This is a genomic window from Chania multitudinisentens RB-25 (assembly GCF_000520015.2).
GTDB lineage: Bacteria > Pseudomonadota > Gammaproteobacteria > Enterobacterales > Enterobacteriaceae > Chania > Chania multitudinisentens.
The window spans coordinates 4314672-4340443 of the sequence record NZ_CP007044.2; the positions used below are offsets into that span (position 1 = coordinate 4314672).

The 25772-nt window shown below is 49.0% G+C and carries 25 protein-coding genes and 1 pseudogene; 11 read left to right on the top strand and 15 right to left on the bottom strand.

All coding sequences use genetic code 11. From position 1 onward, the window contains the following. The first annotated feature begins 108 nt into the window (after positions 1-108). Positions 109-1125 (top strand): low-specificity L-threonine aldolase, encoded by a 1017-nt coding sequence (ltaE, locus tag Z042_RS19065; protein ID WP_024911883.1) that lies wholly within the window; start codon positions 109-111, stop codon positions 1123-1125. 58 nt (positions 1126-1183) lie between these two features. Here the strand turns inward: ltaE and Z042_RS19070 are convergent, their stop codons facing one another. Continuing rightward, positions 1184-1531 carry a DUF1294 domain-containing protein gene (locus Z042_RS19070; RefSeq protein ID WP_024911882.1) on the bottom strand — a complete coding sequence of 116 codons (348 nt, stop codon included), beginning with the start codon at positions 1529-1531 and terminating at the stop codon, positions 1184-1186. 208 nt (positions 1532-1739) lie between these two features. Between Z042_RS19070 and Z042_RS19075 the strand changes: the two genes are divergently transcribed. Beyond that, positions 1740-3182 (top strand): DUF2867 domain-containing protein, encoded by a 1443-nt coding sequence (locus Z042_RS19075; RefSeq protein ID WP_024911881.1) that lies wholly within the window; start codon positions 1740-1742, stop codon positions 3180-3182. Positions 3183-3199: 17 nt separating this feature from the next. On the opposite strand, the gene Z042_RS19080 is transcribed toward Z042_RS19075, so the two are convergent. Further along, positions 3200-4042, bottom strand: a complete 843-nt coding sequence (locus tag Z042_RS19080) for an N-acetylmuramoyl-L-alanine amidase (protein ID WP_024911880.1) — start codon at positions 4040-4042, stop codon at positions 3200-3202. Between the two features lie 555 nt (positions 4043-4597). On the opposite strand from Z042_RS19080, the gene artP reads away from it, so the two are divergent. The 4 genes from artP to artM are packed head-to-tail and all read left to right on the top strand — an operon-like array spanning position 4598 to position 7486. Further along, positions 4598-5326: an arginine ABC transporter ATP-binding protein ArtP gene (gene artP, locus Z042_RS19085; protein WP_154667060.1), complete on the top strand. Its 729-nt coding sequence runs from the start codon at positions 4598-4600 to the stop codon at positions 5324-5326. Positions 5327-5360: 34 nt separating this feature from the next. Then, positions 5361-6092 (top strand): arginine ABC transporter substrate-binding protein, encoded by a 732-nt coding sequence (gene artJ, locus Z042_RS19090; protein WP_024911878.1) that lies wholly within the window; start codon positions 5361-5363, stop codon positions 6090-6092. Positions 6093-6101: 9 nt separating this feature from the next. Beyond that, positions 6102-6818, top strand: coding sequence for an arginine ABC transporter permease ArtQ (artQ, locus tag Z042_RS19095; RefSeq protein WP_024911877.1), 717 nt, complete (start codon positions 6102-6104; stop codon positions 6816-6818). Next, positions 6818-7486: an arginine ABC transporter permease ArtM gene (artM, locus tag Z042_RS19100; protein ID WP_024911876.1), complete on the top strand. Its 669-nt coding sequence runs from the start codon at positions 6818-6820 to the stop codon at positions 7484-7486. The genes artQ and artM overlap by 1 nt, the downstream gene beginning before the upstream one ends. A gap of 100 nt (positions 7487-7586) precedes the next feature. On the opposite strand, the pseudogene Z042_RS26670 reads toward artM, so the two are convergent. From Z042_RS26670 to Z042_RS19110, 3 genes and pseudogenes are all read right to left on the bottom strand, one after another. After that, positions 7587-7730: pseudogene (locus Z042_RS26670) on the bottom strand (IS6 family transposase); the annotation flags it as partial. A gap of 33 nt (positions 7731-7763) precedes the next feature. Further along, complete coding sequence (locus Z042_RS19105) at positions 7764-9500, bottom strand: FAD-binding protein (RefSeq protein ID WP_024911875.1); 1737 nt, start codon at positions 9498-9500, stop codon at positions 7764-7766. Positions 9501-9673: 173 nt separating this feature from the next. Further along, the gene (locus tag Z042_RS19110) at positions 9674-10315 is read right to left on the bottom strand and encodes a lytic polysaccharide monooxygenase auxiliary activity family 9 protein (RefSeq protein WP_037406180.1); all 642 of its coding nucleotides are present in this window, start codon (positions 10313-10315) and stop codon (positions 9674-9676) included. Between the two features lie 726 nt (positions 10316-11041). Between Z042_RS19110 and Z042_RS19115 the strand changes: the two genes are divergently transcribed. Beyond that, positions 11042-11959, top strand: coding sequence for a chitinase (locus Z042_RS19115; RefSeq protein ID WP_024911873.1), 918 nt, complete (start codon positions 11042-11044; stop codon positions 11957-11959). Between the two features lie 297 nt (positions 11960-12256). Next, on the top strand, positions 12257-12991 hold the full coding sequence (gene artJ / locus Z042_RS19120; protein ID WP_024911872.1) for an arginine ABC transporter substrate-binding protein: 735 nt from the start codon (positions 12257-12259) through the stop codon (positions 12989-12991). Between the two features lie 48 nt (positions 12992-13039). Here artJ (Z042_RS19120) and rlmC read toward each other — a convergent pair whose 3' ends face one another. The 8 genes from rlmC to Z042_RS19160 form a co-directional block, all read right to left on the bottom strand. Then, positions 13040-14167 carry a 23S rRNA (uracil(747)-C(5))-methyltransferase RlmC gene (rlmC, locus tag Z042_RS19125; RefSeq protein ID WP_024911871.1) on the bottom strand — a complete coding sequence of 376 codons (1128 nt, stop codon included), beginning with the start codon at positions 14165-14167 and terminating at the stop codon, positions 13040-13042. A 140-nt stretch (positions 14168-14307) separates the two neighbouring features. After that, positions 14308-15153 (bottom strand): putrescine ABC transporter permease PotI, encoded by an 846-nt coding sequence (gene potI, locus Z042_RS19130; protein ID WP_024911870.1) that lies wholly within the window; start codon positions 15151-15153, stop codon positions 14308-14310. Beyond that, positions 15150-16112, bottom strand: a complete 963-nt coding sequence (potH, locus tag Z042_RS19135) for a putrescine ABC transporter permease PotH (RefSeq protein ID WP_037406178.1) — start codon at positions 16110-16112, stop codon at positions 15150-15152. The genes potI and potH overlap by 4 nt, the downstream gene beginning before the upstream one ends. Positions 16113-16136: 24 nt before the next feature. Further along, on the bottom strand, positions 16137-17270 hold the full coding sequence (potG, locus tag Z042_RS19140) for a putrescine ABC transporter ATP-binding subunit PotG (RefSeq protein WP_024911868.1): 1134 nt from the start codon (positions 17268-17270) through the stop codon (positions 16137-16139). Positions 17271-17407: 137 nt separating this feature from the next. Continuing rightward, complete coding sequence (potF, locus tag Z042_RS19145; protein ID WP_024911867.1) at positions 17408-18517, bottom strand: spermidine/putrescine ABC transporter substrate-binding protein PotF; 1110 nt, start codon at positions 18515-18517, stop codon at positions 17408-17410. 398 nt (positions 18518-18915) lie between these two features. Next, a complete protein-coding gene (locus Z042_RS19150; protein WP_024911866.1) occupies positions 18916-19395 on the bottom strand; it encodes a type III secretion system chaperone family protein in 480 nt (159 codons plus the stop codon). 155 nt (positions 19396-19550) lie between these two features. Beyond that, entirely contained in the window at positions 19551-20459 is a 909-nt protein-coding gene (rimK, locus tag Z042_RS19155; RefSeq protein WP_024911865.1) for a 30S ribosomal protein S6--L-glutamate ligase, read from the bottom strand. A 55-nt stretch (positions 20460-20514) separates the two neighbouring features. After that, positions 20515-20817, bottom strand: coding sequence for a YbjC family protein (locus Z042_RS19160; protein WP_024911864.1), 303 nt, complete (start codon positions 20815-20817; stop codon positions 20515-20517). Positions 20818-21184: 367 nt separating this feature from the next. On the opposite strand from Z042_RS19160, the gene Z042_RS19165 reads away from it, so the two are divergent. After that, positions 21185-21448, top strand: a complete 264-nt coding sequence (locus tag Z042_RS19165) for a GrxA family glutaredoxin (RefSeq protein ID WP_024911863.1) — start codon at positions 21185-21187, stop codon at positions 21446-21448. 50 nt (positions 21449-21498) lie between these two features. Here Z042_RS19165 and Z042_RS19170 read toward each other — a convergent pair whose 3' ends face one another. After that, a complete protein-coding gene (locus Z042_RS19170; protein ID WP_024911862.1) occupies positions 21499-21891 on the bottom strand; it encodes an inner membrane protein YbjM in 393 nt (130 codons plus the stop codon). Between the two features lie 329 nt (positions 21892-22220). On the opposite strand from Z042_RS19170, the gene Z042_RS19175 reads away from it, so the two are divergent. Together Z042_RS19175 and Z042_RS19180 are read left to right on the top strand one after the other, a co-directional pair. Then, positions 22221-23909: an aspartate:alanine antiporter gene (locus Z042_RS19175; RefSeq protein ID WP_024911861.1), complete on the top strand. Its 1689-nt coding sequence runs from the start codon at positions 22221-22223 to the stop codon at positions 23907-23909. Positions 23910-24389: 480 nt separating this feature from the next. Then, positions 24390-25055, top strand: coding sequence for a class I SAM-dependent methyltransferase (locus Z042_RS19180; RefSeq protein WP_024911860.1), 666 nt, complete (start codon positions 24390-24392; stop codon positions 25053-25055). 85 nt (positions 25056-25140) lie between these two features. Here Z042_RS19180 and eco read toward each other — a convergent pair whose 3' ends face one another. Then, the gene (gene eco / locus Z042_RS19185) at positions 25141-25656 is read right to left on the bottom strand and encodes a serine protease inhibitor ecotin (RefSeq protein ID WP_024911859.1); all 516 of its coding nucleotides are present in this window, start codon (positions 25654-25656) and stop codon (positions 25141-25143) included. Between the last annotated feature and the right edge of the window lie 116 nt (positions 25657-25772).

Genomic DNA, 25772 nt, shown 5'->3' on the forward strand with positions numbered 1-25772 from the left:
GCTTTCCCTCAGAGCGCGCCAGGCATCGCGCTCTGTATTTTCTGCTTTTTCAATTCCGTAATCCGGTTATGATGAAAGCCATCTCTCTGATTGGTGATAAGGATGTGTATGCTCATTGATTTACGCAGTGATACCGTCACTCAACCCTGTGCAGCCATGCGTAGTGCCATGGCAGACGCTGATGTGGGTGATGATGTGTACGGTGACGATCCAACGGTGAACGCACTGCAAGCCGAAGCCGCCCGGCTTTCCGGTAAAGAAGCCGCTCTGTTCCTACCCACCGGCACCCAGGCTAATCTGGTGGCTCTGTTAAGCCACTGTCAACGTGGTGAGGAGTACATCGTTGGCCAGCAGGCGCACAACTACAAATACGAAGCCGGTGGCGCTGCCGTGTTGGGTGGCATTCAACCGCAACCAATAGAGGCCAACCCCGACGGCACTCTGTCATTGGATAAAGTGGCGGCGGCAATCAAGCCTGATGATATCCACTTTGCTAAAACCCGCCTGCTGAGCCTGGAAAACACCATCGGCGGCAGAGTATTACCCCTTGATTACCTGCAACAAGCCTGGCAGTTCACCCGTGAACACCGGTTGGCGCTGCATGTTGATGGCGCACGTATTTTTAACGCGGCGGTCGCCCTCAATGTTCCACTGAAAACCCTCACGCAATATTGCGACACCTTTACCATTTGCCTGTCAAAAGGATTAGGGGCACCGGTAGGCTCGCTGCTGTGCGGCAGTGAGGAGTTTATTCAACGCGCCCTCCGCTGGCGCAAAATGACCGGGGGCGGTATGCGTCAGGCCGGTATTTTGGCCGCTGCGGGTTTATATGCGCTCGAACACCATGTGGAACGGCTGAAAGAGGATCACGACAACGCCCAATGGCTGGAACAGCAACTGCGCCAGATTGGTATCGATATCGTTGAACCCGGTGCACAGACTAACGTGCTGTATCTGCGCCAATCCCCGCTAATGGCTGCCAAACTTGGCCCCTGGATGCGTGAAAACGGCGTGTTGCTCAGTGCTGGCCCATTAACTCGCATCCTGACACATCTCAACGTCAGCCGTCAGGATCTGCAAAAAGTCGTGGATCTGTGGCAGGCATTTCTGCATCAGCACGCTTGACCTCAACCCATCCCCTGATACTGTCATCAGGGGAGTATTTTTTCGTTACTGCCTGCCTTCAAACCACCATCCGGCCATAAAACCAATAACCGGCAGCCAGCACCAGCAACAGGTTAAGCACCACACTGAGTATAAAATAGGTCCTGAATGGCTGCTTTTGCGTTTTATGCCGGAATAACCATTGGCCGAGTATGGCCCCTAGCCAACCGCCCACCACGCCGAACAGCAATAAAGTCGTTTCCGGCACCCGCTGCCACCCTTTGCAGGCGGCAAGTTTATCCCAACCATAAACCCACAGCGTCAACAGATTAACCAGCAGCATTCCAAGCCAAAGAGGCAATGAGAAAAACAGGCAGCCAGTCAATACCAACCCCAGACAGAGATAACAGAAATGATTGATTTTCATGGAATACATGGGCTCATAGCAAGATCGCTGCGTATAGTGGACTGGCAGCAATTCAAATGCAATATTCTCTCCCCGTTACTTTGTAAATAGCGGATAAATCGCCATGAGGAATGCGTTGAATATACCCACACAAAAAATGCATTTAATCAGCAAATTTGGCATCCTGTTACCTTGTTAACACTGACGCAAATGATATAAGGCTACATTGATGATACCCCAGCGAATTTTAGTTCTCGGAGCCAGTGGTTACATCGGCCAACATCTGATCCCCTGCCTGGTAGAACAGGGCCATGAAATCACCGCCGCAGCACGTCGTCTAGAATGGCTGGAGGAGCAAAACTGGCCGCGAGTGAATTGCCGTTACGTCGATGTTTATCGCCCGGAAACGCTGGCCGCAGCACTGTGGCAAATAAATACTGTCTACTACCTGATTCATGGCATGGGTGACGGCAGTGATTTTATTGAAAAGGAACGCCAGGCAGCAGAAAACCTGCGTGACGCCCTGCGTGGCTCTAATGTCAAACAGGTGATTTTCCTGGGAGCATTACAACCCGAAGGCGAGAGCTCGCCGCACCTGATAGCACGCAAACTGACGGGTGAAATTCTGCGGCAAAGCGGTATCCCAATCACCGAATTAAGGGCCAGTATCGTTGTCGGCCCCGGTTCAGCCGCATTCGAAGTCATGCGCGATATGGTCTACAACCTGCCCATTCTTACCCCACCGCGCTGGGTGCGTTCAAAATCCTCTCCGGTTTCACTGGTAAACCTGTTGGTTTACATGACGGAATTACTGCAACACCCGGCGCTGGAAAACCGAATTTTCGATGTCGCCGGGCCGGAATACATCAGCTACCAAACCCTGTTCGAACGTTTTATCGTTATCAGCGGTAAAAAACGTTGGTTGATCCCGATACCGCTACCGACACGCTTTATTTCCGTATGGTTTATCAGCATGATCACTTCGGTTCCCACTTCGATTGCCAGCGCGTTGATTCAGGGGCTGAATCATGACCTTCCAGCCAACGGCCAGCCGCTGCAAACCTTGATCCCACAGACACTGCAAACTTTTGATGAAGCAGTGAGAGAAACGCTTCGCCGCGAAGATGAAGTGATCGATTCCGCTGATTGGGGTTACGATCCTGAAGCACGGGCCCGTTGGCGGCCAGGGTACGGCTTTTACCCAAAACAGGCGGGTTGCACGCTGGATACGCAGGCCTCAAGCGCTGCTTTGTGGCATGTGGTACAGCAACTGGGCGGTAAAGAGGGCTACTTTTATGCCAATATTCTGTGGCAAATTCGTGCGCGCATGGATGACATGATTGGTAATGGGATCGTTTACGGGCGCCCGCAGCGGGAAACATTGGAGATCGGCGATCTGGTTGATGGCTGGAAAGTGATCACGATGAAACCGCTGCACCAATTAGCGCTGATGTTCGGTATGAAAGCGCCAGGCCTCGGCAGACTGACATTCAGCATCAAAGAGCTTGGCAACCACCGCCAGCTTGACGTGCGCGCCTGGTGGCACCCAGCCGGATTCAGCGGGCTGCTTTACTGGTTTATTATGATGCCCGCACACCTGTTTATTTTCCGCGGCATGGCTAAACGTATCGCCCAGTTGGCAGAGGAATTCGACAACCAACCACCGGCTTGATTGACGAAGCAGTGCGATCAGCGCGCCGCACCATATTTACTCAGCAACGCATCAATGATTGCCTCACTTTCTGCATCCGGCTCACCGCGGTAATCCCTGGGCCGGAAATGCATCTGAAATGCGGCCACCAGCTTCCGTTGCTGTTGCAAATCCCATTGCGGATCAACCCCGTAACCATAGCGTGCCAGTTTCTCCAGCAATTGCGCCATCGGCACTGGCATCTGTTTATCGCGCCCTGCCAGATAATGTTCTACCGTCAGCAAATCTGGCCAGGCACCGATGCCCGCCTGCGCCAATTGCTGCCAGGGGAATAGCGGCCCAGGGTCCTGTTTACGCTGCGGCGCAATATCACTGTGGCCAACCACATCCGTGGGCCGCAGGGCGTAACGCTGCACAATATCGCCACTGAGGCGAATCAACAGATCGATTTGCTCACGGGTATAAGGCTGCCACTCGGTGCTCAACATAGAACGGCTTAAGCCTTGGTTCACAAGTTCGATACCGATTGAAGTGTCATTCAGATGGCTGCGCCCACGCCAATAACTGGCTCCTGCGTGCCAGGCGCGCATCTCTTCTGGAACCAGTTGAAAAGCCAACGGTTTGCCGTTGCGTGATGACGGGTATGCAGGCAGCAGATAATGGGCACTGACATGTTCATCCGTCAGGGTTTTCAGCGAAGAATGAAAATTTTCGGCGGTGTAATGAATCACCAGAAAACGGATACGTTTATCCACTCCCTGCGCCTGATGCAGCGTTTCCAGTTGATAATTGCCGTGATCCACAATTGTGCCAGGCCGTGAGTTCTGACAGCTCATCAGCAATACGAATATTATGGCAACAAATCCTGAGCTGATCCTGATGTTCACCTGTTTCTTCCTGTGTTTCTCATTCACCGATTTCTCCGGCAATTTGTAACTTACCTTGATTAATCTGTATCCAATAGCCAACAAATGATAACAGAACTATCTGATTTGCAAGGGAGTGTGACACGGCGCCGATGACTCACTGGCAACATGTTAGCCTAAAAATATCACCCGCATAGTCAACAGCGGAGTCAACTCCCATGCCACTGCGTCATGCCAGCATGGTCAAACGCCTGCCACCACATTTCATAGTCAAAACAGAGGAACACAAGGTGGGATGATAGAAGGTATACCCCTAGGCAACCGGTGCACGCTATACGCTGGTTGCCAACAATATGCCATGATTATGCTCAATTCTTCCGCGGTTTAAGAAAACTTGCCGCTAATAACACACAATGTGCGACAAATCAGCTCGACATGCGTAACTTACGGTATCTTGTGCTATTCTTTTACCGTTACAACGCACAGTTGTAAATTTTAACTCACGAAGATTGCATAAGTATTCTACGGAAGTTAACATCTACGATATCAATGTCTATTCAATTTTGGCGCATGAGTATTCAACTAAAAAATATTAATTGCTTTTACGGCGCCCACCAAGCGCTGTTTAACATCACGCTGGATTGCCCAGCAGGGGAAACCTTAGTGTTGCTTGGCCCAAGCGGCGCGGGGAAGAGTTCATTACTGCGGGTGCTTAATCTGCTCGAAATGCCACGTTCAGGCCATCTGCAAATCGCAGGCAATCAGTTCGACTTCAAGCAAAACCCTGGAGAAAAAGCCATCCGTGAACTGCGCCAAAATGTCGGCATGGTATTCCAGCAATATAATCTCTGGCCCCATCTGACCGTAGTGCAGAATCTGATCGAAGCTCCTTGCCGGGTATTGGGCCTGAGCAAATCCCAAGCGATGGAGCGTGCCGATAAGTTGCTCCAGCGCCTGCGCCTGGCCGACTTTGTCGATCGCTTTCCGCTACATCTTTCAGGCGGGCAGCAACAGCGTGTGGCTATCGCCCGTGCGCTGATGATGGAGCCACAGGTGTTGCTGTTTGATGAGCCGACTGCCGCACTGGATCCAGAAATCACCGCCCAGATTGTCAGTATCATCCGCGAATTGGCCGGGACGGGCATCACCCAGGTGATTGTTACCCATGAGGTCGAAGTTGCACGCAAAACCGCCAGCCGCGTCGTGTATATGGAAAACGGCCATGTGGTGGAACAAGGGGATGCCAGCCACTTTGCACAACCGCAGACCACCGAGTTTGCTAACTACTTATCACACTAATAAATCTGATTTGCTGTTTTTAGGGGAGTTTGCGATGAAAAAATTCATCATTGCCACCGTTCTGGCTGGCATCAGCGTTGCCGCCTCCGCAGCCGAAACCGTCCGTTTCGCTACTGAGGCTTCCTATCCTCCGTTCGAGTTTATCGGGGCGGATAATAAAATTCAGGGTTTCGATATCGATCTGGCTAATGCCTTATGTAAAGAGATCCAGGCTGATTGTACCTTTGCCAACCAAGCCTTTGACAGCCTGATCCCCGGCCTGAAATTCAAGCGTTATGATGCGGTGATTTCAGGTATGGATATCACCCCAGAACGTGAAAAGCAGGTTCTGTTCACCCAGCCTTACTATGACAACTCCGCGTTATTCATTACGCAAAAGGACAAAGTGGCCGATGTCGCTGCGCTAAAAGGCAAACGCGTTGGCGTGCAGAACGGCACGACTCACCAGAAATACCTGCTCGATAAGCACCCGGAAATCACAGCGGTGCCTTACGATAGCTATCAGAACTCCATTCTGGATCTGAAGAATGGCCGGATTGATGCCGTATTCGGTGATACCGCCGTGGTCAATGAATGGCTGAAGCAAAATACAGCCTTAGCCAGCCTGGGCGACAAAGTGGCCGACCAAGGTTACTTCGGTTCTGGCCTGGGTATCGCGGTACGTCAGCAAAATACCGAACTCCAGGGCAAGTTCAACGCCGCCCTGGAAAAAATCAAGCAAGATGGAACTTACCAAACCATCTATCAAAAATGGTTCCAGCAGTAATCATCACCCATGAATGAAATCCAACCTTTAGCAAGCGCCGCTGGAATGACCATCGGCCTTGCCGTTTGCGCCTTGGTTCTCGGGCTGATTCTGGCGATGTTGTTTGCCATCTGGGAATCGTCACGCTGGAAACTGGTCAGTTGGCTCGGCACCGCCTGGGTGACCCTGCTGCGCGGGCTGCCAGAAATCCTGGTGGTGCTGTTCATCTATTTTGGCTCATCGCAGCTGTTGCTGACGCTGTCTGACGGCTTTACTCTGAATTTTGGCCTGTTCCAACTCCCGATACAGGTGACTATCGACAACTTCGATGTCAGCCCATTCCTGTGCGGTGTGATCGCTCTGGCCCTGCTCTACTCAGCCTATGCCTCACAGACGCTGCGCGGTGCGCTAAAAGCGGTGCCGCAGGGCCAATGGGAATCCGGTCAGGCGCTGGGGTTGAGCAAAGCTGCAATCTTCCTCCGCCTGATCATGCCGCAGATGTGGCGCCACGCTTTACCAGGGCTGGGTAACCAATGGCTGGTGTTATTGAAAGATACCGCACTGGTATCGCTGATCAGCGTTAACGATCTGATGCTGCAAACCAAGAGTATTGCTACCCGTACTCAGGAACCCTTTACCTGGTATGTAATCGCTGCGGTAATTTATTTGCTCGTTACCCTACTCAGCCAGTACATCCTCAAACGGATCGAACTCCGTACCACGCGTTTTGAACGGGGGCCATCCTGATGCTTGAGTTCTTACCGCAGATCCTCAAAGGATTGCATACCAGCCTGACGCTGACCCTTGTAGCATTGATTGTCTCATTGCTGCTGTCGCTGGTACTGACGGTGATCCTGACGCTAAAAACGCCGGTTCTCAACTTACTGGTGAAAGCCTACATCACGCTGTTCACCGGCACGCCTTTGCTGGTGCAAATCTTCCTGATCTACTACGGCCCTGGTCAGTTCCCGGCGATCCGTGAATATCCGTGGTTGTGGAACCTGCTTTCACAGCCTTGGCTGTGTGCAATGATCGCCCTGGCGCTGAACAGTGCTGCTTACACCACCCAACTGTTCTACGGCGCGGTGCGTGCTATTCCAAGCGGCCAGTGGCAGTCCTGTGAAGCCTTGGGGATGTCGCGCAAGCAAACGTTGCGTATTCTGCTGCCGTTTGCCTTTAAACGTGCGCTGTCGTCTTATTCCAACGAAGTGGTGTTGGTATTCAAAAGCACCTCGTTGGCCTATACCATTACGCTGATGGAAGTGATGGGCTACAGCCAACTGCTGTATGGCCGCACTTATGATGTGATGGTGTTCGGCGCGGCGGGTATCGTTTATCTGTGCGTCAACGGTTTGCTGACGTTGCTGATGCGCTTGGTTGAGCGCCGCGCCCTGGCATTTGAACAGCGTAACTGATGGTTCTTTGTTCTCTCCCGCCCTGCTCACTCAGTGCAGGGCTTTTTCGGCTCTGGCGCATTAGCGTAGGTAAACTAGCAAAAGTTGCGCAGCCGATTTTTTAGGCCGACGACAGATAAAATTGTTTCACCGGTGGCAACTCATCATTTTGCAGATGTTGATATTGCCCTTTACGTATCATGGGTATCAACTTGATACCCGCCAGGAAGGTGTGTACCCGTCAAAACGATTTGAATTCCAACAAATGTTATCAAATCACAGCGTCGTTCCACAGGGCCTACTTTGGCGTTGTAACAGGAATTGATTGGGCAAAGGTAAAAAAATTATCGGGATCAACATTTTTTTTGATGGTTTTCAATGTGGCTGCAACTGCTGTACCAAAGTACAATTCGCAAAAATCACCATCATAAACAAGACCAGGATCGGCTTTATATCCGCTGTTTACACCGATCTGGCGGTCAGGGTAATTAATATAGCAGCCCTGATATTTATCTCCCCACAATGGGAAGCCATTATTTGTCACCAGACCCTGAGCCCGACTGTGTATGTTGTTATAACCAGCATTAAACCACGTGACAATCTTTGTTTCCCGTAATGTGGGTTCCATCGTGTCCTCATAGTTTTTCCAGTAGGTTTGGTACTGAATTCTCATAATGGAACCACGTGCGGCGACGACAGTTTTAACTGGTGTGACGTTAATATCCATACCGTTTATTTGTGCTCCATAGCTGTCAATTTGAATCAGGGTTTGAGTCAAGTCAGCATCTGGAGGGGCCTGATTTTCGGCCTGCGTATTTGTCAGAAATTCTGCAATCGCAGCGGATTCTTGTTGATTAAAATTTTTGACAATATTACTGCTTTTATACTTACCATTCTGATTTTCTCCTGAGCCATTAAGTAATTGTGTCATGTCAATCCATGGAAGATCGTAAATCATATCTAGTGATATTGATGCTGAAACGGGATGACCATGCAAGAAGAATGGTTGAGCACGATAAACTGAGGTTACAGAAGCTGCAATCCAACAGGAAAGTGAATTTCTGAAGTCATCAATCACTGCCCGAGCGGCAGCTTTTGTCAGCAATGGGGCAACTTCAATCCCCCCCAGGGTTGCAGAGTGGCCAGAATTCGGTCCATAAACAACCTGCATAACAATCGACATTACATCATCAGCAGAGGTCCTAGCCGTAAATTTACCTAGGGCGAATCCTTGTGGAGCAAGCGTTTTACAGGCGGTGAAATAGGCTTGTATAAAACAGTGAAACTCCCCTGTATTCACCGTTTGGTCGTCATTAATAAATTGACTCCACGGTACTGGAAAAGTAACCAATAATGCATGCTCTGGCGCAGGAGGAAGAGCCTCTTTAGCAAAATAATACTTAGTGATAACACCGAAATGCCCTGCTCCAGCCCCTCTGCACGCCAGATTTAACCTATCAGCATCCACCACGTTAAAGTTACGCAGCTTAAAACCTCCTGCACCATCTGAAATAATCATCTCCACACCGGCAAGATAATCAACAGTCAAGCCATGTAGGCGAGAGAGCAAGCCATAACCACCGCCCGCGATGTGACCACCTGCACAAACGGAATAACAGGAACCACCTGGCAAAGCCACACCATAGGCTGAATGTAGCTTTTGCTGGATTAACCAATTTGAGGCTCCGGGTTCAACCACCACGTAGGTTATGTCATCTACCGACTCTTCATAAATTTCCCGCATATTGCTAAGGTCAATAACATATCTTGTACCATTCGGGTTATTTGTCTGGCTCTGGAAAGTGAAATCTTCATAGCAATGGCCACCGGAGATCATACGGACTTTCCCAGAGGGCAATGTTCCAGCAAGCATGACAATTTTATTCAATATATCTAGAACATCCTGAGCATTATTAGCCAGATAAATCCCTTCCCCCAGTTTTTGGGATAAATTTTCGTCAAGCCTGTAACGTTCGTTAAATCCTCTGTCAAGACCTGGGTAATTATTTTGACAAGAATTAATGTAAGTGTACATATAACACCTCATTAGCGTTTTTATTTATCTTTACAATGTACTTGGCTATTATCATTAATGAATCTATATGGCCGAATAGAACCATCATAACACTGCAAGTTAGATGGCCAAATTAGGGGCAGTTTGAAAAAACTCAGCGTGCTGTTACACAGTCTTTAAACTCAAATGACCCCCTACTTCGAATCACAGCCGCAGCTATTAATGAAGTTAAGATCGATAACCTGATAGAACGCGTTACCTGTATTGGCGACTTCCCATACTGCCAGCATAACGTGATACCCAGAACGTTCAGGCAGCATGACATCATGTTCAGTTGGATTAGGCGGTGTCAGTTCGGCATTGTACTCCCAGTAAGGCTGTTCGGTAAGCTGTACCTGATAGAATGGCTTATCTTCAAACTGTGCACGGCTCAGTGGCATGTTCGGGTTCCAATCGGGGCGCGTGATGAAGTAATTCCAACGCCGGGTTGTATGTACAGCGGTATAGTGCCAGCTGATACGAAGTAGCTGATTTGACTCCACATCATGTTTGGCCCAATGTGTACCAGGCTCATCAAGAACGTGCCCATTGCCCTGGTTGGCACTTGCAATTTCACCATCACGCGGGGGTAGTGCATTGACAATATCGTTCGGTGCAAATGGATCGTTCTGACCGCGTTTTACAGCCGGGAAAAACTTACCGGCTTCACGTTGATTCAGCATACCTGAATCAATCAATCCTTGTTCCCAAGCCAAATAAGCACGAGATTTTGGTGAGGAAACGTGGCCATGACGCAGCATGGATTGATCTTTTTGTTCAGAAATAATATTGCTCATCGTAATTTTCCTTTTTTAGGACCAGTTAATTGAAAAATTTAAAACTAGCGGGAAATTCATTTCCTGTTTCACTAATATTTTCCTTCATATGACTATTGTATTGTTTATATCAGACACGACCGTATCTGCAATAGTATCAAGTATGGAAGCATTTATGCTAACCATCATTTTTTAATATATTAATGAAAAATATCAGCACATGTATTTTGAATGTCAGATTTGTTAGGCATGATTTTACAATATCATTTTTCTCCTAGGTGAGATTGAAAGTTTTATTAATAAGGAACAAATAAACTTCACGTTAAAAATGTAACGAACTACACAATCAGGGCTTGGCTATATGTTTTTAGGCACGGTGAAAAAGCGAAATACCCGCGAACACACTGAGCGATAACATCAGCGGGATAATGTAAGCGACGCAAAGCATTGGGGAGCAGAGATTATGAATAGGCAACATTAAAAAACCGCATGTTACCTGACTAGGGATCTAGGAGATATAGGGTTCTTAGCAAAGAGCGGGAAATATTATTGCCGTTGTAGTATCTATTTTATCTGTCGAGTGTTGTTTATTTTTTCAATAATGAACAACTTTTATTATGATTACCAACTATTCCTTTAGAGGATATTGTGAAAATGATTCGTTTTTTAATTTCTCCGCAATGAAGTAGCTTGATTCTCGTTGATTACGCTGGCTGGTGATTTTAAACTTTCAAAGAGGAATTAATTATGACAAAGACAAAGTTCGCACCTTTCATTGATGTTAGCATTAATGCGGAATGGTCCGACTGGCAGAATTACCCACAGGGGCGACCGAATAAAATTTATAGTGATGCGGCGATTAATATCGGTATAGATATGCTGTTCTTCGGTTTCCTTACGGCGGCATCAAATAATCAGGCTTGCTGGTCAGCTCAGCCAACAATGCCAATTGATTGGGCACAGCCATTGGCCCAGGAATTGATCGCCGGGGGAGTGAAAGTCGCAGTATCGTTCGGCGGAGCCGCGAACGCCGACATTTCTAACGTGATGACGGTAGAGCAACTAATAACCGTTTACCAACAGGTGATCGATCAGCTTGGTGCAACGCATCTGGACTTTGATTTTGAGAATGGCTTGTATAATGAGGATAAGGCCTTCGTAGCGTTACAATCGATCAAAGCGAAAAACCCATCGGTGACCATGAGCCTGACGTTACCCATTATGCCAACCGGCCTGACTGGCGTGGGGTTGGCGCTGGTCCAGAAAGCCAAAGCCGCCGGGCTGCAAATGAAAATTAACGGTATGGCGATGGATTATTACAGCCCAAGCCATACCGAAATGGGGGTGGCTGCGGTTCAGGCGGCAACCAGCCTGAAAGAACAGCTAGCTGTTATTTACCCTACGCTGACCGAAGCTCAGCTTTATGAAAAAGTGCAGATTACTCCAATGATCGGGATTAACGACGATGGTACTTTGTTTAAATTCGCCGACATCGACATCCTGACCGCCTTCGCGAAAACCAATGCGATGGATCTGATTGCAATCTGGAGCCTGACGCGCGATAACCCTGGTGGTGGGCAATGGGCCGATGCCGAGCATTCTGGTAACCCGGAGCAGACTACCCAGTTTGAGTATTCAACCCGCTTTGTCGCAGCCTTGAAGTAAGCTCGCCACAACTCAATGATTTCGCCAAGTGGTATTGGGGCCTTGATGTTATCGAACCGCACAGGCCCCTCAATAAAGCCCCCAAAAGTTCTGCCAGTCTCGGCGTAACAGTATGGAATTCAGGGCCACAACAGCCCATTACCTAGCCCAGCCTTAATGCGATAAAACCCTTTCCCATACACCAAATAAATATTAAACCAAAAATATTGCATATTAATTCATTAAATGGCAGTTTATCCGCATAGTCCCCCATAAGCCACTCGGCATAATAAATATCTTTTGACAGGAGTTTTACCTATGAAAAAACGCTTACTTGCTGCCACCCTGCTAGCGGGGATCACCTTTAACGCAGCGGCTGCCGATACCATTCGTTTCGCTTCTTCAGCAACCTATCCTCCTTTCGAATCCCTTGACGCCGATAACCAGATTGTCGGTTTTGATATCGATCTGGCCAAAGCATTATGCAAACAGATGCAAGCCAATTGCACTTTCACCAACCAGGCATTTGACAGCCTGATCGCCGCGCTAAAATTCAAAAAATACGATGCCGTTATTTCAGGAATGGATATCACACCAGAACGCAGCAAGCAGGTTTCTTTCACTCAACCCTACTATGCCAACTCGGCAATTGTGGTGGCCCAGAAAGGGAAATTCAACTCGCTGGTAGATCTGAAAGGGAAGAAAGTCGGAATGGAGAATGGCACCACGCACCAGAAATACATGCAGGATAAGCATCCTGACATCAATACTGTTTCTTATGACAGCTACCAGAACGCTATTCTGGAACTGAAAAACGGCCGTGTTGACGGTGTCTTTGGCGATACCGCCGTCGTCAATGAATGGCTGAAAAATGACCCGAACCTGGCCCCAGTGGGTGAGCATATCACCGATGCACAATACTTCGGCGCTGGCTTAGGGATTGCTGTACGCCCGGATAATCAGGCACTGTTGGCCAAACTGAATGCCGCGCTGGATGCCATCAAGGCTGACGGCACCTATAAAACGATCAACGACAAGTGGTTCCCGCAGTAAGTTTGCTGCACTGAAATAACACCAATCAAGGGCCAGATCGGGCCCTGTTTAATGCCGCACCAACAGCGTCAGCACTTCATAGTGTGCAGTATGTGGGAACATATCAAACAACTGCACACGTTCAATCCGGTAATCCGCTAACATTGAAATATCTTTTGCCATGCTCTGCGCATTGCAGCTCGAATAAAGAATGTAACCTGGTGCCATCTGGTGCAGATAATCACACAAATCTTGGCCAATCCCACGGCGAGGTGGATTAACCAGAACCAATTCCGGGACACGGCCCTCTGCGCTTGCAAAACGGGCGGAATCCAGCGCCTGGAAATCAACGTGCTGCAAACCCAATCTTTGCGCAGACTGCTTGGCACAGGCGATCGCCTCTGCGCTGATTTCAATACCGGTTAACCGCGTTTGCGGCTGCGCACAATGCAGACCAAATCCCCCCACGCCGCAGAACAGATCCCACATGCTGCTAATGCCCAATGCGTGCACCCAATCCCGAGCGATGGCATATAAACGGCTGGCAACTTGCGGGTTAGTCTGGAAAAAACTCTGTGGGCGAATATACAACGGGATCTGATTGAACTGTTCTTCCAGCATCTGCTGTTCGGTTAACGGGATTTCGCGTTCACCTTCCATGATCGCCATATGTACCGGTTGAATATTGGCTGAAATAACCTGCAATTGCGGTAATTGCTGCTGCAACCAGGGCAATGCGGTACGCAACTGAGCCAACTTGCTTTCTGAGCGAAGCACAAAACGCAGCATTATTCCGCCGTTATAAGTGCTTTCAGTCAACAGCAGATATTTCAGTTCTCCGCGTTTGCGCTCTACGTTGTACGGCGTTAGCCCGGCACGGGCAATGAAGCTTTTCAGTACGCTGAATACCACCGAGAAATGAGATGGATAAAGCGGGCAGGCACACAAATCAACCGGCGTACCGTCGCGGTGCAACATGCCCAATAGCGGGCGTTCAACGCTGCCGCTGACCACCATTTTTGCCTTGTTACGAAATGCGCTTTGCTCACCGGTCACCGGCTCCAACCATTGTGCAACCGGCTGCTCAGCCAGCAATAACTGTAAGTGATGTTGTTTTTCAGCCAGTTGTTGCGGATAAGGTTTTCCCAACCACTGGCAGGAACGACAGCTGCCAACTGAGTACAAAGCACAATGCATGAATATTAACCGTAAAATCAGAAACCCGATGAGGGAACAAATTGTAGCACCCTATACCGGCAAAAACTTATTTGTCGGGAATGAAAAACGCCGCCTAATCAGGCGGCGCATCGAGCCAGATTAATCGCTAATCAAGGCATTCAGCCACGGGCAGCCCTTTGCAATTCCCGCGCACGCTGTTTTTCCGCACGCGCCATAAACCACCAGGCAATAAAACCGAGTACCCCAACCACCAACAGGATCAGCGTCGCCAAGGCGTTAATTTCAGGGTTCACCCCCATACGCACGCTGGAGAACACCAGCATTGGTAGCGTAGTTGCCCCTGGCCCGGCGACAAAGCTGGCAATCACCAGATCATCCAGCGACAAAGTAAATGCCAGCATCCAGCCCGAGATCAGCGCCGGAGCAATCATCGGCAACGTGATGACAAAGAACACCTTCAACGGGGTAGCCCCTAAATCCATAGCGGCTTCTTCGATAGAACGATCAAGCTCACGCAAACGTGAACTGATCACCACCGAAACATAGGCCATACAGAATGTGACGTGCGCCAGCCAAATGGTCAGCATTCCCCGTTCCGATGGCCAGCCGAATGCATGCCCCATCGCGACAAACAGCAACAACAATGACAGACCGGTAATCACATCTGGCATTACCAGCGGAGCCGTCAGCATAAAGGCAAAACCGGTGGATCCTCGAAAACGCCCGAAACGCACCATCACCACGGCGGCAATGGTGCCGAGGATCACCGCCGCAGTCGCCGAAGCTGCCGCAATGGTCAGACTCAGACCGACAGCGCTAATCATCGCTGAATCGTTAAACAGTTCGACATACCAGCGCGTAGACCAACCCGCCCACACCGTAACCAGTTTGGAACTGTTGAACGAGTAGATCACCAGCATCAACATCGGCGCATAAAGGAAAGTGAAACCTATCACCAGAATAGCGATGCGCCATGGCGAGCGTACAACCGGCAAGTTATTCATCCCTGCCCTCCCATTTCCTTGTTCTGGTGCTTGTGGAACCAGATAATTGGTATAATCAACAACAGCAACATGATGGTGGCAACCGCAGAAGCCACTGGCCAATCACGGTTGTTGAAGAACTCCTGCCACAACACGCGGCCAATCATGATGCTATCCGGCCCACCGAGCAGTTCTGGGATCACAAACTCCCCCACCGCCGGGATGAACACCAGCATCGAACCCGCGATAATGCCGCCACGCGTCAACGGAACAATCACGCTGAAGAAAGTTTTCAGCGGTTTGGCACCGAGATCCAACGAAGCTTCTACCAGCGAATAATCCAAGCGTATCAATGCGGTATAAATCGGTAACACCATAAACGGCAGATAGGAATAAACAACGCCAATATATACCGCCAGATTGGTATGAAGGATCACCAATGGTTGATCGATCACGCCTAACCACATCAGGAAATTATTCAGCACGCCGTTGTTCTTCAGTATCCCCATCCAGGCATAAACACGGATCAGGAACGAGGTCCAAGATGGCAGAATCACCAGCAACAACAGAATATTGCGGGTTGAAGGTTTACTGTGTGCCACCGCCCACGCCAGCGGGTAACCAATGATCAGGCAGCACAACGTAGAAATGGTGGCAATCTGCAAGGATTGCAGATAAGCATCGATATATAACGGATCGTCAGTGAGCAACAGATAGTTGGCAAAATTCAGCGCAATATCAAGTTTGCCATCCGCCCAGCTCATCAGGTCAGTATAAGGCGGTACTGCCAACGCCAGCTCTGCCAAACTGATTTTGAACACAATCAGGAACGGCAGCATAAACAACAGCACTAACCACAGGTAAGGCAGTGCAATCACCAGCTTGCGGCCATGGGCCATCTGCAAACGCTGGATAAACACTTTCACTGGGCCGGGTGTACGGGCCGGAGGCTTAGATGTACGTTCAGAAAGCAATGTCATAATGGTTACTCCTCACCTTCTCAACTACACCGTCAAAACCACACAGCTATCGGTTTCCCAGCACAGGCGAACTTCATCACCCCAGGTCGGCATCCCTTTACGGAAACGGTGGCCATTCTGCAATTGAGCACTGATCATCTGCCCGCTGAGCAATTTCACGTGGTAGATTGATAAATCCCCCAGATAAGCAATATTCACCACCTCACCCACCGCAAAATTGCAGCCATCTTCCGGCACATCCTCACACAGCATGATCTTTTCCGGGCGCAAGGCGACCTGGATCGGTACACCATCCACCACCGAGGCATCAGGATCAACCTTCAATGCGTGGCGTAAACCGGGGCTTTGCAGGATCAGCGCATCATCCCGCCGTTCTTGCAACAGGCAGTCGAACACATTGACAGAGCCAATAAATTCAGCGCTGAAACGACTGTTCGGATGCTCATAAATCTCTTCCGGCTCACCAATCTGCACGAATTTGCCGCGATTCATGATGGCGATACGCCCAGCCATGGTCATCGCTTCTTCCTGATCGTGGGTGACCATGACGCAGGTTACTCCCACGCGTTCAAGAATATCCACCACTTCAAGCTGCATGCGATCGCGCAGTTTTTTATCCAGTGCCCCCATAGGCTCATCCAGCAGCAGCAGCTTTGGCCGTTTTGCCAGGCTGCGTGCCAATGCCACCCGTTGGCGCTGGCCACCGGAAAGCTGGTGCGGTTTGCGCTTGGCATACTCCTGCATATGCACCAGAGAAAGCATTTCTGCCACACGATTATTGATTTCCGCCCGTGGCATTTTATCCTGCTTAAGACCAAAGGCGATATTCTGCTCCACCGTCATATGCGGGAACAGTGCATAAGACTGGAACATCATGTTCACTGGGCGCTGATAAGGTGGAACGTGAGATAGGTCTTGGCCATCAAGAACAATCCGCCCTTCTGTTGGCTGTTCAAAACCGGCTAACATACGCAACAACGTGGATTTCCCGCAACCGGAAGGGCCCAGCAGAGCAAAGATTTCGCCTTTGTAGATCGTCAGGCTAACGTCTTCGACCGCATTCTGGCCATCAAAGGTTTTGGTGAGGTTACGGATTTCCAGCAGCGGGGTAAATACCTTCTGCGACTTGGCTTGAGGACGAGGAATGGCGTCGTTCAATCGGGGTGCTCTCCGGCTAAAACAGTACAAACAACCACAGCAATTGCCATGGCCCAAAATGACAATGCAGGCGGAGAATTCCGCCTGCTGTTCAGATAATCTTGCTCGTTAGATTTCGCATGCAAAATCCTTAGATGTCACTTCCCACTTTTAACTTTAGTCCAGGCGCGGGTAATAACACGATCAACTTTTGGTGATTGCACACTCAGCGCAAACAATTTAGCGCGAATATCATCTGGCGGATAAATGTTCGGGTTATCACGCACCTCGGCATCAACCAGCGCAGTGGCATCTTTAACCGCATTGGCATAAAAGACATGGTTGCTGATATCCGCGACGATCTCCGGTTTGAGCAGGAAGTTCAGGAACTGGTAGGCTGCCTCTTTATTTTTCGCATCTGCTGGCATCGCAAACATGTCAAAGTAGGCGATTGCCCCTTCTTTCGGAATGGTATAAGCCACGTTCACCCCATTCTTCGCTTCCTTGGCGCGGTTGGCTGCCTGCATAACATCGCCAGACCAGCCGATAGCCACACAGATGTCACCATTCGCCAGATCGTTAATGTACTGCGAAGAGTGGAAATAGCGGATATTCGGGCGCAGTTTCATCAGCAGCTCGTTCGCTGCACCAGTGTAATCTTCCGCATTGGTACTGTTCGGATCTTTACCCAGGTAGTGCAGAACCGTGGCATACACTTCACTTGGCGCATCCAGGAACGACACCCCGCAGCTCTTCAGCTTTTCCAGGTTCTCTGGCTTGAGGATCAGATCCCAACTGTTAACCGGTGCATCTGCACCCAGCACCGCTTTCACCTTATCAACGTTGTAACCGATGCCAGTTGTCACCATCATGTAAGGAATGCCGTACTTGTTGTCTTTGTCGTTGTTTGCCACCAGTTGCAGCATCGCAGGATCAAGATTTTTGTAATTGGGTATCTTGCTCTTGTCTAAAGGTTCAAAAATACCGGCCTTGGACTGGCGCTCAAGGAAATTGGACGAAGGTACAACCAGATCATAACCGGTACTGCCTGCCATCAATTTGCCTTCCAATACTTCATTGGAGTCAAAGACGTCATATACCACTTTAATACCGGTTTCTTTCTGGAATTTAGCGAGGGTGTCCGGCGCAATATAGTCGGACCAATTGTAGATGTGCAGCGTATTATCTGCGGCTGACGCTGTGACAGAAGCCGCCATCAGCAAACCGGTGACAATACCCGATAACCACTTTTTACGTTGGTTGACCATCCGTAACTTCCTCCAAAACAAGGGGGGTAAATTTGTATCCTGAATTGATACAAAACCTTCGGCTAACCGAGTGCGGCCATTATGACCCTAAATGAATGGCTACCCAGTTGATTGCATAAACTTTTTTCACCTGTCTAACCCACTGGCCACTAAAGGGAAACGCAAGCCCTTAACGGCATCAGAAGCATAACCGGAGTTGCCGAGGTGTACCAGCCTTCGGGGTAAAAAACGCCTTTTATCGATTTTTTATGCAGTAGTTCTTTATGTGATACGCCAGTAACAACATTATTGGCGATGATTATCTGGAGATATAGGGGAAAATACAGAATATACTTTCGTAGAAATAACCAGGCATAGCATGCCACCAAAGCTACGGCATGCGCAACACACAGCAGGAGTCAGTGCAACATAGGTTGGCGGGCAGCAGTAGCCAGGTTCTCTTCTTCATCCCCCATAAACAACAGATCATTCGCCCTGGCTTCCAAAATTACCATTGAAACCTGTTCTTCTCCCTGCTGCATAAAATGAGCAAACTGTTCGTAAGCCACACCGACGGCAATGCTTAACGACTGGCACACAATCAGTTTAGGCAGATTATCATCCTGAATATCGACAAATGCCTTGATGGTCAACGAACTGGCATTGATTTGGCTTAGATCGGCCACCAGCGGGATCAATGCCGTTGGTTTTACCTCCGCCAGTGCAGAAAACAGCACCACATCGTCAACCAGATCAATCTTGGCATCAAATACGCCATCAAAATTTTGCATGTGCGGCAGGTGCAATGCCTGGCAAGAGTCACACTCAAAAAACGAGATCCCCAACTGATCCAACCAACGTCGCAATAACGCCAAATCGGGGACAATGAGTGAATCCATAAATTATCAGCCTCACAATATTCGAAAACGTGAAAAGGCGCATAGCTTACGGAATATTCAACCGATATACCACGATCAAAGGCGCTAAATTCATTAATCAGATAATTACGATTGATGTAAAGTAAAATTGTGGCAACAAAACCAGGATATTACGCTTAACGCTCCCTCTCCGGATTCAGACAAAAACCCACTCGGCCCCCCTGTTCGATATATTCGATCATCATTCCAGCAATATCCAGCCTGGTTGTGGTTTCCACGCCTTCCAGCCCTGGCGAAGCATTCACCTCCATCACCAATGGGCCACGATCGGCACGCAGAATATCCACCCCCGCAACATCTAACCCCAGCGTTGCCGCGGCCTTAATCGCAATAGCACGCTCTTTACCCGTGATCTGCACTTTGCGAGCCGTACCGCCACGGTGCAGGTTCGAACGAAATTCACCGGGCTTCGCCTGCCGCTCAATCGCTGCCACCACTTGCCCGCCAACCACTAGGCAGCGGATATCACTGCCTTTGGCCTCACGGATATATTCCTGTACCAATATATGTGCATTCAGGCCACGAAATGCATCGATCACACTCTCTGCCGCCTGGCGGGTTTCTGCTAACACCACGCCAATCCCCTGAGTCCCCTCCACCAGCTTAACCACCAGCGGCGCACCGCCTACCAGTTTGATCAAATCGCCGGTATCATCCGGAGAATGAGCAAAACCGGTAATCGGTAAATCGATCCCCTGGCGTGCCAGTAACTGCAACGAGCACAGTTTGTCACGTGCCCGGGTGATGGCAACAGACTCATTCAACGGATAACTGCCAAGCAGTTCAAACTGACGCAGCACGGCGGTGCCATAAAAGGTAATAGCGGAACCAATGCGTGGGATCACCGTATCATAGCGCTCCAGTTGGCGCCCACGGTAATGGATGGTCGGTGCCGCCGGGTTGATATTCATATAACAAGAAAGTGGATCAATGATATCGATACTATGACCGCGCTGCTCTGCAGCTTCCCGCAGCCTTTTACATGAGTACAATGAACCGTCACGCGAAAGAATGGCAATTTTCACTCATCACCCCAAAAGACATTATCACCGGTATTGGTAGGCATACTCATGAACGCATTCACTCCTGCGAACCAGGGTCTTTTTTATCGGCAGGCGACGGGTTGCGCTGCGTGTTCTCTGGTGGCTGTTGCTCGCGTATTAACGGATTGAATCCCTGCACCAGACGCCAAACCAGATATACGACCGCCGGAAGCATCAGCGTCACGCCAAGAAAGATCATTCCAATCGCCGCCTGCTGCGAAGCCAGTGGGCCCGGTAAATGCACATAGTTATGAATACTCAGATAAGACAACACCAATAGCACCATGCCTAAACCTTCGAGCACCAGTACAGAGCGTGGTAAGTTACCGAATGAAAGCATATTTTTCCTCTCTAAACTCGCTGTGCTCAGTGTAGTGAATTCCCGGTCACTGCAACAGCCCCAGATGATTAATCGGTTCTATGAATCAGACCGACAGGCAGATCCTGCTTTTTTTTACCGGCTGCAACGGGCATAGTAAGCGCCAATAACGTGAATGAACGCGCTACTGATGTTTTTATGACTGAGGGAATGTCGTTACATTACAATAGCGGTTAATTGTACCCAAAACGTTGCAAGTTGCAGCAAGGTGGCCGTTGAGCACATGCCGATGTGCTTACTTGAGCTGATGCTCTGAATGAGCAAAGCCAGCCCGTTACCCGCAGCTTGAAAAGCAATGGGTTATTTCAATAACAGATAGGAGTGTTGCATGTTTGCTGTAATTTTCGGGCGCCCGGGCTGTCCTTACTGTGTCCGCGCAAAAGAACTCGCAGAAAAATTGACTGAAGAGCGCGATGATTTCAACTTCCGTTATGTTGATATTCACGCTGAAGGCATCACAAAAGCCGATCTGGAAAAAACGGTCGGTAAGCCAGTAGAAACCGTGCCACAGATTTTCGTTGATCAAAACCACATTGGCGGCTGCACTGATTTTGAAGCCTATGTCAAAGAAAACCTGAATCTGTTTCAGTAATCTTCACAGTAAAAAACGCAAAAAGGCACCTGGAGTGCCTTTTTTAATGATTACAGCCTTTCACTTTGATAGAGCTGTTGCAACGCGTGCATGACGACACGGATAAACAGGCACAACATCGCACCAAGTGCGCACCAGAACACAGCGCTGATGACATACGCCAGCTCCTGCCAGAATGAATCGCCAGGCATCAGCCAGAGGAAGTGGTGAATAAACAAGCAGAAAGGCACCGCATACAGCGCCCCGAGTAACGGATAGAGAATGCGTTTTTTACTTGATAGAGCGCTGGCGATAAAACCGGGAATGATAAACAACAGCAGGCCGATTTCACCATGATGTTCCCCTCCTGAACCACCGAAAAACTCACTTTTCTGCCCCAAAAAAACCAAGTTAAACAATAGAAAACAGCTGAAAATCCCCATCCAACATCGATAACGTGCCATGCGTTCCTCCTTTAGCGATGTGACAACAGGCTACATCGTAAAAAAACAGCCTTATCACAAGCCTCGTGATGCACTACCGAAGCTGGTAATGCTGGCTGGACTTTTCCTTGGCTAAAAGAGAGTTAAGTACATCGGGTGACGCTCGCTAGCCGCTTCTTTATGCTGGCTGTCATACGTCATAACGGCTAAAATAGGCGTCGCTACTCGATGATTCGAATCGCCCTCGCGGGTTAGCGGTTTTATAGATTCACCCATATATTCTATGGATAAATCTATATCTTATGGTTTTATATATCAAGAACTTACTGGTAAACAATAAGTTATCCTTCATGAATATAAACGTCGCTAGTTTGTTAAACGGTAATGGCATCCTGTTACTGTTTGTGGTACTCGCTCTGGGGCTCTGCCTTGGGAAGTTGCGCTTAGGCTCCATTCAACTCGGTAATTCCATTGGTGTTTTAGTCGTATCGCTGTTACTCGGTCAGCAACACTTTGCCATTAACACTGAAGCGCTGAATCTCGGTTTCATGCTGTTTATTTTTTGTGTTGGTGTTGAAGCAGGCCCGAACTTTTTTTCAATTTTTTTCCGCGATGGCAAAAATTACTTCATGCTGGCACTGGTCATGGTGGGTTCAGCGATGGTGCTCGCCATTGGTTTGGGGAAACTGTTCGGCTGGGATATCGGCCTAACAGCCGGCATGCTAGCGGGTTCAATGACCTCCACACCGGTATTGGTCGGGGCGGGTGATACGTTACGTAATACCATGGCCAGTGGCCCGGCGTTGCTGGCTGCGCAGGATAATCTAAGCTTAGGTTATGCCCTGACTTACCTGATTGGCTTGGTGAGCCTGATTTTTGGCGCGCGCTATCTGCCGAAACTACAACATCAAGATCTTCCAACCTCTGCGCAACAAATCGCCCGGGAGCGTGGCCTTGATGCCGATAGCCAGCGCAAAGTCTATCTGCCAGTCATTCGCGCCTATCGTGTCGGCCAGGAATTGGTTGCCTGGGCAGACGGCAAGAACCTGCGTGAACTCGGTATTTACCGCCAAACGGGTTGTTATATTGAACGTATCCGCCGCAACGGCATTCTAGCCAATCCAGACGGCGATGCCGTATTGCAAATCGGAGACGAAATCTCGCTGGTTGGCTACCCTGATGCACACGCCCGCCTTGATCCCAGCTTCCGCAACGGCAAAGAAGTATTTGATCGCGACCTGCTTGATATGCGCATCGTCACCGAAGAAATTGTGGTCAAAAACAATAACGCCGTAGGCAAACGCCTGAGCCAGCTGAAACTGACCGATCACGGCTGCTTTTTGAACCGCGTCATCCGCAGCCAGATAGAAATGCCGATTGATGACAGCATTGTGTTGAATAAAGGCGATGTATTACAAGTCAGCGGCGATGTCCGCCGTGTGAAAAGCGTGGCAGATAAGATTGGTTTTATCTCCATCCATAGCCAGGTCACTGACTTACTGGCATTCTGTGCGTTTTTTATCATCGGGTTACTGATCGGGCAAATTACTTTTCAATTCAGTAACTTCTCATTCGGCATTGGTAACGCTGCTGGCCTGCTGTTGTCCGGCATCATGCTTGGTTTCCTGCGGGCCAACCATCCTACATTTGGCTACATTCCCCAGGGTGCACTCAATATGGTGAAGGAATTCGGCCTGATGGTGTTTATGGTGGGCGTCGGTCTCAGTGCCGGAGCGGGAATTGGCCACAGTTTTGGAACAATTGGTGGCCAAATGCTGATCGCTGCCCTGATCGTCAGCCTGCTGCCGGTAGTTATCTGCTTCCTGTTTGGTGCTTATTTCCTGCGGATGAACCGCGCCTTGCTATTTGGTGCCATTATGGGCGCACGTACCTGCGCTCCAGCGATGGAAATTATCAGCGATACCGCCCGCAGTAACATCCCTGCTCTGGGGTATGCTGGCACTTACGCTATCGCTAACGTATTGTTAACCTTGGCAGGTTCGCTCATTGTGGTGATATGGCCGGGCATACCGGGATAACGCCGACAAGAAAAATAATTTAAAAGCAAAATATTTTTGTTTTTTTTATCGGCAGGCTAGAACTTTTCAATCTGGTGATAGTCTGAATTAGTGCCACTGCTTTTCTTTGATGTCCCCAATTTGTGGAGCCCGTTAGTCCCGCCGTTTCAGGTTCAAGGCTAGCGGGTTTTTTATTGCCCGAATGTTATCAATTATAAATAAAACGCTATGTTGTAAAGTTACAAACACGCTTTCGGCCAAAACGAAAAAACACCTTCAGGAACGGTAGCCCCACATCGCGCCTTTTGGGCAATGGTGAGCCTTAGAGTCAGTTCGGTAACACCCTATACGCAGTTTAAACCCACGCTCCTCTGTACCCTACTCCCCCCCTTGCTAGAAAAAATTTCCTAGAGTTTCTTATACATATATGGGAGATTGTCGAAATCTAGCTGAGGGTAATTTCCAACATATTGGGATTGATTGATATGTTCAGAGGGAACTATGGATAATTCGCTGCAAAAACTCGCCTCACAATTACGTTGCCCAGAAGGAGATGCTGGGAAAGTATTGGGTAATGCCATGAATATGCGAAATCTCCCTGTGATACTGAATGGTATCAGTAACCTCAAGTTAAATGATGGTCATCATATTCTTGAGTTAGGGTACGGCAACGGTGGGTTGCTGGGATATATCCTTTCTCTGGCCGACAATCTTCGATATACCGGGCTGGAGATTTCGCCGTTAATGCATCAGGAAGCCTCAGCATTTAATCATGCTTATATTCAAGCGGGTTGGGCAGCTTATCATTTATACGATGGCGTCACGCTTCCGCTGGGCGAGGCGATTTTTGATAAAGTATTAACAATTAATACCATTTACTTCTGGCAGGAACCAACCCTATTGCTGCAAAACATCTGCCGAACCTTGAAAGTCGGAGGGCATTTTTGCATCACTTTCTGTGAACGATCTTTCATGGAAAAGCTGCCTTTTATCGAGCATGGATTTCAACTGTACAACACCCCAGAGGTTAACGCCCTGATGCATGGATTACCGTTAAAATTAATCGCTGAGGATCGTAAAAAAGATAAAAGCATCAGTAAAACGGGTGAAATAGTCGATCGCGAGTTTATCAGCCTGGTTTTCGAGCGAACAGAAGCCTCATTTTAAATGTGGGCGGTGCCCGTTCTCATCACAAAAAATTTTGCCGATCACAGTGATCGGCTTATTTAATGAAAAAACAGACCGAGCGGGATTATTTTATTACTGCACGCCCGGTTGTCTCACTGGCTGACCATACGCGGTAACGCACTTCGACGTTTTTCGGTACATAAACCACAATCGGTAGCCTGCTGTTGTAACGCTGTATCGCGGCATTACCCAAGTGCGCAGCAACAAACTCCTGCCGCTTGTTACTGTCTGGGCAAGCCATCATCGTGGACGCGGGGGCAGAAAGCTTTTCCAGCACCCAATAATCATAACCCCAACCGGCCAGCGTTCTGCTCTCCAAAGTGCCGCCCATCATATGCCGATTACAATCCACTTCCAGCGTTTTACCGATCAGCAATTCCACTTTGAAATTTTCTTCATTTTCCTGCTTCGGTAGATAAATCACCTGGCGGCTCATCCCTTCTTCCGCTTTTGGGAATGGTGCAATTTTTTCCAATGGTTGCAGATTAAGATCGCCATTTTCAGTAACCGGCGTTGCAGCTATGGCGCTGGCAGAAGCCATCAGCAACAGGTTGGTCAGCACAAAAGAAAGCTTATTCATTTTTATATCCCTCTGATTCATGGCGTAATACTTTTATACGTTAACATACTGTATAGCGTCTAATTATAGGTTAAGTCTGGATATTCTCCCGTTTTGTTCGTATATGCTTCCACACA